General features: G+C 36.4%; 1 protein-coding gene. It reads right to left on the bottom strand.

What is annotated here, in order from left to right; translation table 11 throughout:
• Window positions 1–715: preprotein translocase subunit SecD (locus DNK84_RS13960; protein WP_407920628.1), on the bottom strand; the 715-nt coding region annotated here is incomplete at both ends.

Below are 715 nucleotides of genomic sequence, written 5' to 3'. Positions count from 1 at the left end.
TCTCATAAGTTGTATTTACAAGCATCACACCCATAGGCTTACCAACATTTTTGCCAGTAATCTTTCTAAAGTGAGTCGCTGCTGATCTACTTAACTCAACCATAACAATCGGCGTACCAGTTTGGCGATCTACTGATGGACTTGCACCAATAATATCAGCACCACCTGCTACTGGAGCACCTTTTAAACTATAGTAACTTTGATAGCCTCTAGAGTTGTCTAAAGAGTAAACCTTATAACCCTGCTCTTCTGTAGCTAACCTATCTGTAACAGGGTTAACTAAATAAAAACTCGCTGTAGATGTTCCACCTAAAATTTGCTTAGCTTGAGTAGCATCTTGCATTCCAGGGATTTCAATAACTACACGACTCTCACCAGCCTGAGCAACTGAAGCTTCTGCTACACCTAAAGCATTAATACGATTACGCATTACTGTTACAACTTGATATATAGCCCCTTGTTTTAATTGCATAATTTTAGCGCTATTGTAAGTTACAAATACAGTCTTACCTTTAGTTGTACTTGTTATATTAGGATCTTGAGTCTTTTTAAACTTAGAGTTTAAATATTGATTAAGCTTAGCAACATCTGCTGAACTATCTAATGTAATAGATACATAGCCATTAGCAACATAATCTTGTGGAGCTTTAACACTTGATTTTTCATCTGCTTTAGTTGAGCTAGAAACACCTATATTATTATCCTTAGCTGATGC

The sequence above is a fragment of the Facilibium subflavum genome (assembly GCF_003574485.1).
Taxonomy (GTDB): domain Bacteria; phylum Pseudomonadota; class Gammaproteobacteria; order Francisellales; family Francisellaceae; genus Facilibium; species Facilibium subflavum.
Note: the sequence above shows the minus strand (reverse complement) of the source record. Positions and strands in the feature narration are given on the sequence as shown.